This window comes from Streptococcus sp. 2154 (assembly GCF_013277255.1).
Taxonomy (GTDB): domain Bacteria; phylum Bacillota; class Bacilli; order Lactobacillales; family Streptococcaceae; genus Streptococcus; species Streptococcus pseudopneumoniae.
The window spans coordinates 2,778-8,966 of the sequence record NZ_VMMK01000042.1 but is presented as its reverse complement, the minus strand read 5'-3'; the positions used below and the strand labels follow the sequence as shown (position 1 = coordinate 8,966).

The 6,189-nt window shown below is 41.4% G+C and carries 5 protein-coding genes and 1 pseudogene; 5 read left to right on the top strand and 1 reads right to left on the bottom strand.

Annotated features, from left to right (window positions below):
- Window positions 1-43 precede the first annotated feature (43 nt).
- Window positions 44-464, bottom strand: a pseudogene (locus HT693_RS07880) (DUF6556 family protein).
- Window positions 465-602: 138 nt separating this feature from the next.
- Here HT693_RS07880 and HT693_RS07875 point away from each other — a divergent pair.
- From HT693_RS07875 to HT693_RS07855, 5 genes are all read left to right on the top strand, one after another.
- Window positions 603-1,745, top strand: coding sequence for a cysteine desulfurase family protein (locus HT693_RS07875; protein ID WP_172925095.1), 1,143 nt, complete (start codon window positions 603-605; stop codon window positions 1,743-1,745).
- An 8-nt stretch (window positions 1,746-1,753) separates the two neighbouring features.
- Window positions 1,754-2,968, top strand: coding sequence for a tRNA uracil 4-sulfurtransferase ThiI (gene thiI, locus HT693_RS07870; RefSeq protein WP_138704861.1), 1,215 nt, complete (start codon window positions 1,754-1,756; stop codon window positions 2,966-2,968).
- A 136-nt stretch (window positions 2,969-3,104) separates the two neighbouring features.
- Window positions 3,105-3,929, top strand: coding sequence for an alpha/beta hydrolase (locus HT693_RS07865; RefSeq protein WP_138704860.1), 825 nt, complete (start codon window positions 3,105-3,107; stop codon window positions 3,927-3,929).
- Window positions 3,930-3,950: 21 nt separating this feature from the next.
- Window positions 3,951-4,691: an esterase family protein gene (locus HT693_RS07860; protein WP_054388260.1), complete on the top strand. Its 741-nt coding sequence runs from the start codon at window positions 3,951-3,953 to the stop codon at window positions 4,689-4,691.
- 12 nt (window positions 4,692-4,703) lie between these two features.
- Window positions 4,704-5,870, top strand: coding sequence for an ATP-grasp domain-containing protein (locus HT693_RS07855; protein WP_138704859.1), 1,167 nt, complete (start codon window positions 4,704-4,706; stop codon window positions 5,868-5,870).
- Window positions 5,871-6,189 lie beyond the last annotated feature (319 nt).

Genomic DNA, 6,189 nt, shown 5'->3' with positions numbered 1-6,189 from the left:
TTTGAGCAGCCTACGGCTAGCTTCCTAGTTTGTTCTTTGATTTTCATTGAGTATTATTTTCTGAAGTTGGAGTATTGGACTGTTTTTCATTATCAGCGGCAGGTTTACTTGGAGTAGGAGCAGGAGTAGAAGAATCCTGAGTTGCTGTTTTCTGCTCTTCTTTTTTCTCTTCCTTGCCGCTAGATTTTGGCGTTTCCTCTTGTTGTGTTTTTTCTTGACTAGTATTATTTTCCTTATTGGGACTAGTATTTTCCTGAGGGGATTCCTTTTGAATTTCTTTGACAATGGTTGTCGTCGGTTCTTTTTTTGGTATTTTTATTATTATCCAAGGCATTCATAATCGTGATAGTCGCAGTAATCAAGCCGAGGATACTACCGATAGTAGTAATGGTTTTTTGAAAAACAGTAAAGCCTTTTTTGATATGTTCTGTTTTCGGTTTTGAAGTTCTACGATAGTTAGACATACATTCTCTCCTTTGATTAAAATTTATTATACCGCATTTCTTTAAAAAAATCTTAAAAAAAGAGGAATTGCCCTTTCTTGTCGCAGGCTCCGTTTCATGATACAATAGAAGGAGTGATTTTAGAAAGCGTGAGAAAACATGATTTACTTTGATAATTCGGCGACGACCAAGCCTTATCCTGAAGCCCTTGAAACCTATATGCAGGTGACTTCAAAAATTTTAGGAAATCCATCTAGTCTCCATCGTTTGGGAGACCAGGCAACACGAATCTTAGATGCTTCTCGGCAACAGATTGCAGGTTTAATCGGTAAGAAAAGCGATGAAATCTTCTTTACTTCTGGTGGGACAGAAGGAGATAACTGGGTTATCAAGGGTGTGGCCTTTGAAAAAGCCCAGTTTGGCAAGCACATCATTGTTTCAGCCATTGAACATCCAGCAGTTAAGGAATCGGCCCTCTGGCTGAAAAGTCAAGGATTTGAAGTGGATTTTGCTCCAGTTGATAAGGAAGGATTTGTGGACGTCGAGGCCCTAGCAGTTTTGATACGACCTGATACAATCCTCGTTTCCATCATGGCTGTGAACAATGAAATAGGCTCTATCCAACCTATTGAGGCTATTTCAAAACTATTGGCAGACAAGCCAACTATTACTTTCCACGTTGATGCGGTTCAGGCACTTGCTAAGATTCCAACTGAAAAATATCTGACAGAACGAGTGGATTTCGCGACTTTCTCTGGTCACAAGTTCCACGGAGTTCGTGGTGTTGGTTTTGTCTATATCAAGTCTGGTAAGAAAATTACGCCACTGTTGACTGGTGGAGGTCAGGAGCGTGATTACCGTTCGACAACTGAAAATGTGGCAGGGATTGCAGCGACAGCCAAGGCTCTCCGTTTATCTATGGAAAAGCTAGATACCTTTAGGAGCAAGACTGGGCAGATGAAGGCAGTGATTCGTCAAGCCCTTCTGGACTATCCAGATATTTTTGTCTTTTCAGATGAGGAAGACTTTGCCCCTCATATCCTGACTTTTGGAATCAAGGGTGTTCGTGGTGAAGTCATCGTTCACGCTTTTGAAGACTATGATATTTTCATCTCAACGACCTCTGCTTGTTCGTCCAAGGCTGGGAAACCTGCAGGAACTCTGATTGCCATAGGAGTAGATAAAGATAAGGCCCAGTCAGCTGTGCGTCTTAGCCTAGACCTTGAAAATGATATGAGTCAGGTCGAGCAGTTTTTGACCAAGCTAAAATTAATTTACAACCAAACTAGAAAAGTAAGATAGGAGCATTTATGCAGTATTCAGAAATTATGATTCGCTACGGTGAGCTGTCAACCAAAGGCAAAAACCGTATGCGTTTCATCAATAAACTTCGCAATAATATTTCAGACGTTTTGTCTATCTATCCCCAAGTTAAGGTAAGGGCAGATCGTGACCGTGCCCATGCTTACCTCAATGGAGCTGATTACACAGCAGTAGCAGAATCACTCAAGCAAGTCTTCGGGATTCAAAATTTTTCTCCAGTATATAAGGTTGAAAAATCTGTAGAAGTTCTGAAGTCTTCTGTGCAAGAGATTATGCAGGACATCTACAAGGAAGGCATGACCTTTAAGATTTCTAGCAAGCGTAGCGACCACAACTTTGAACTTGACAGTCGTGAACTCAATCAAACGCTTGGAGGAGCTGTTTTCGAAGCCATTCCAAATGTGCAAGCTCAAATGAAAAGTCCTGACATCAATCTCCAAGTGGAGATTCGAGAAGAGGCAGCCTACCTTTCTTATGAAACCATTCGTGGGGCTGGTGGTTTGCCAGTTGGAACTTCAGGTAAAGGGATGCTTATGTTGTCGGGAGGGATTGATTCACCTGTAGCTGGTTATCTAGCGCTTAAGCGTGGGGTAGATATTGAGGCAGTTCACTTTGCCAGCCCACCTTACACCAGTCCTGGAGCCCTTAAAAAAGCCCAAGATTTGACTCGTAAATTGACTAAGTTTGGGGGCAATATCCAGTTTATCGAAGTTCCTTTTACAGAGATTCAAGAGGAAATCAAGGCTAAAGCGCCAGAAGCTTACTTGATGACTCTAACTCGTCGCTTTATGATGCGGATTACCGATCGTATTCGTGAGGTACGAAATGGTTTAGTTATCATCAATGGGGAAAGTCTAGGTCAAGTAGCCAGCCAAACCCTTGAAAGTATGCAGGCTATCAATGCTGTTACCAACACTCCCATCATTCGTCCAGTTGTGACCATGGACAAGTTGGAAATCATTGATATTGCACAAGAAATTGATACCTTTGACATTTCAATCCAACCGTTTGAGGACTGCTGTACGATTTTTGCACCTGACCGTCCAAAAACAAATCCTAAGATTAAGAATGCGGAGCAGTACGAAGCGCGTATGGATGTTGAAGGCTTGGTTGAGCGAGCAGTGGCAGGGATTATGATTACTGAGATTACACCTCAAGCTGAAAAAGATGAAGTCGATGACTTGATTGATAATCTGCTCTAATCAGAAAATCCAAAAGAATTTAGAAAATTAAATGAAAAAGTTAGTTTTTAATTCCAAAAATGGAAGCAAAACTAACTTTTTTTCTATAATTGTGATATAATAAAATAAAATTTTGAATATAGAGAGTTTTCTGACAATGAATCATTCCTACTTTTATCTAAAAATGAAAGAACACAAGCTCAAGGTTCCTTATACAGGTGAGGAGCGCCGTGTGCGTGTTCTTCTGCCTAAAGATTATGAGAAAGACACGAATCGTTCCTATCCTGTTGTATACTTTCATGACGGGCAAAATGTTTTTTATAGTAAAGAGTCTTTCATTGGACATTCATGGAAGATTATCCCAGCCATCAAACGAAATCCGGATATCAGTCGCATGATTGTCGTTGCTATTGACAATGATGGTATGGGGCGGATGAATGAGTATGCGGCTTGGAAGTTCCAAGAATCTCCTATTCCAGGCCAGCAGTTTGGCGGTAAGGGTGTGGAGTATGCCGAGTTTGTCATGGAGGTGGTCAAGCCTTTTATCGATGAAACTTATCGTACAAAAGCAGACCGCCAGCATACAGCCATGATTGGGTCCTCACTAGGAGGCAATATTACCCAGTTTATCGGTTTGGAATACCAAGACCAAATTGGTTGCTTGGGCGTCTTTTCATCTGCAAACTGGCTCCACCAAGAAGCCTTTAACCGCTATATCGAGCGCCAGAAACTATCGCCTAACCAGCGCATCTTCATCTATGTAGGAACAGAAGAAGCGGATGATACAGACAAGACCTTGATGGCTGGCAATATCAAACAAGCCTATATCGACTCGTCGCTTCGCTATTACCATGATTTGATAGCAGGGGGAGTACATCTGGATAATCTTGTGCTGAAAGTTCAGTCTGGTGCCATTCATAGTGAAATCCCTTGGTCAGAAAATCTACCAGATTGTCTGAGATTTTTTGCAGAAAAATGGTAAGTTAAGAAAGGAAAAAACGAAATGCATATTGAATATCTTAGCCACTGGAGTGGTCATCTTAACCGTGAAATGTACCTTAACCGTTATGGACATGCTGGGATTCCAGTTGTGGTCTTTGCTTCATCAGGTGGTAGTCACAACGAATACTATGATTTTGGCATGATTGATGCCTGTGCCTCTTTTATCGAGGAAGGCCGTGTCCAGTTCTTTACCCTATCTAGTGTGGATGGTGAGAGCTGGTTGGCTACTTGGAAAAATGCTCATGACCAAGCGGAAATGCACCGTGCCTACGAACGTTATGTGATTGAGGAGGCCATTCCTTTTATCAAGCACAAGACAGGTTGGTTTGATGGCATGATGACGACAGGTTGCTCTATGGGAGCCTATCATGCACTCAATTTCTTCCTCCAGCATCCAGATGTCTTTACCAAAGTGATTGCTCTCAGTGGTGTTTACGATGCACGTTTCTTTGTCGGCGATTACTACAACGATGATGCTATTTACCAAAACTCGCCAGTAGATTATATCTGGAACCAGAACGACGGCTGGTTTATTGACCGTTATCGTCAGGCAGAGATTGTGTTGTGTACGGGTCTTGGTGCCTGGGAACAAGATGGTCTACCATCTTTCTACAAGCTCAAAGAATCCTTTGACCAGAAACAAATTCCAGCCTGGTTTGCTGAATGGGGACACGATGTCGCCCACGACTGGGAATGGTGGCGCAAACAAATGCCTTATTTCCTCGGGAATCTCTATTTATAAAAGGAGTTACCTATGAATTACCTTGTTATTTCTCCCTACTATCCACAAAATTTTCAACAGTTTACCATTGAACTAGCTAATAAAGGCATCACAGTCTTGGGAATTGGCCAAGAACCATACGAGCAATTGGACGAACCTTTACGCAATAGCCTGACCGAGTATTTCCGTGTAGATAACCTTGAGAACATAGACGAAGTCAAACGTGCAGTTGCTTTTCTCTTTTATAAACACGGCCCAATTGACCGCATTGAGTCTCATAATGAATACTGGCTTGAGCTAGACGCAGCACTCAGGGAGCAATTCAATGCTTTTGGTGCCAAACCAGAGGATCTAAAAAAGACGAAATTTAAATCTGAAATGAAGAAACTTTTCAAAAAAGCAGGTGTTCCTGTGGTACCTGGAGCTGTTATCAAGACGGAAGCAGATGTTGATCAAGCAGTGAAAGAAATCGGTCTTCCAATGATTGCCAAACCTGACAATGGAGTGGGAGCAGCCGCAACCTTTAAACTGGAAAGCCAGGAAGATGTGAACCATTTCAAACAAGAATGGAATCACGCAACCAGTTATTTCTTTGAAAAATTTGTCACTTCCAGCGAAATCTGTACCTTTGACGGGCTCGTGGACAAGGATGGTAAAATTGTCTTCTCAACAACCTTTGATTACGCCTATACACCGCTTGATCTCATGATTTACAAGATGGACAATTCTTATTACGTTCTCAAGGATATGAATCCTAAATTACGTAAATATGGTGAGGCAATTGTCAAGGAATTTGGCATGAAAGAACGGTTCTTCCATATTGAGTTCTTCCGTGAAGGGGACGATTACATTGCCATTGAGTACAATAACCGTCCTGCAGGTGGTTTCACTATTGATGTTTATAACTTTGCTCACTCTTTGGATCTCTATCGTGGATATGCTGCTATTGTAGCAGGAGAAGAGTTCCCAGCGTCAGAGTTTGAACCGCAGTATTGTTTGGCTACTTCTCGCCGTGCAAATGCTCACTATGTCTATTCTGAGGAGGACTTGCTTGCCAAATATAGCCAGCAGTTCAAGGTTAAAAAAATCATGCCAGAGGCCTTTGCGGAACTTCAAGGAGATTACCTTTATATGCTGACAACTCCGAGTCGACAAGAAATGGATCAGATGATTGCTGATTTCGGACAACGTCAAGAATAAGAACTATCGGATTAAGGAAATTCACTCCCTTAATCCTTTTGTTTTGTCTGATAAAAAATAAGAGCATCCTAACAAGGTAGCTATCATAAAACTTGTTCGATAACTATTTGAAGCAGGATTAGGTGGTCAGAAATTGAATTTTAATATTTCAATTGAGTCATAGTATTATGTTTTTGTATCCTTAAATCAGCTAAAAGGATCCATGACGACACCTATATGATATAGTTTTCAAGATACCAAACAAGTCTATTAATACTCAATGAAAATCAAAGAGCAAACTAGGAAGCTAGCCGCAGGTTGCTCAAAATACTGTTTTGAG

Excerpts from the sequence above, each read along its gene's own strand:
- HT693_RS07875 (WP_172925095.1), top strand. The coding sequence starts at position 603 with ATGATTTACTTTGATAATTCGGCGACGACCAAGCCTTATCCTGAAGCC.
- thiI (WP_138704861.1), top strand. The coding sequence starts at position 1,754 with ATGCAGTATTCAGAAATTATGATTCGCTACGGTGAGCTGTCAACCAAA.
- HT693_RS07865 (WP_138704860.1), top strand. The coding sequence starts at position 3,105 with ATGAATCATTCCTACTTTTATCTAAAAATGAAAGAACACAAGCTCAAG.
- HT693_RS07860 (WP_054388260.1), top strand. The coding sequence starts at position 3,951 with ATGCATATTGAATATCTTAGCCACTGGAGTGGTCATCTTAACCGTGAA.
- HT693_RS07855 (WP_138704859.1), top strand. The coding sequence starts at position 4,704 with ATGAATTACCTTGTTATTTCTCCCTACTATCCACAAAATTTTCAACAG.